The 372-nt window shown below is 35.5% G+C and carries 1 pseudogene; it reads right to left on the bottom strand.

From position 1 onward, the window contains the following. A pseudogene (locus tag LDP10_RS03285) lies at positions 1 to 372 on the bottom strand (argininosuccinate synthase domain-containing protein); the annotation flags it as partial.

The following is a 372-nucleotide window of genomic DNA, read 5'->3' as shown; positions in this document are numbered from 1 at the left end:
ATAATTCTAAACCTACTTCACCACTAATATCGTTAGATAAACTATCAGCAGCAGCTTGAAGAGATTGACGTAAAGGAGCAAACCAACGTCCATCATAAACTACTGAAGACATTTCTAATCCTATATTTTCTCTCCATTTGAAACTTTCACGATCTAGAACTAATTGTTCTATTGCTCGTAATGCCGTCGACATTATCGTACCTCCTGGTGTTTCATAGCAACCTCTAGATTTCATACCGATTAACCTATTTTCTACAATATCAACACGACCTACCCCATGTTTAGCGCCAATTTTATTTAACTCTTCTAAACATTTTACAGGACTTAATCGCTGATTGTTTACTGCTATAACACAACCTTGTTTAACTGTAA

This window comes from Buchnera aphidicola (Pemphigus obesinymphae), from assembly GCF_026122815.1.
Taxonomy (GTDB): domain Bacteria; phylum Pseudomonadota; class Gammaproteobacteria; order Enterobacterales; family Enterobacteriaceae; genus Buchnera_C; species Buchnera_C aphidicola_BJ.
The sequence above is the reverse complement of the archived record's forward strand: the minus strand, read 5'-3'. Positions and strand labels throughout refer to the sequence as shown.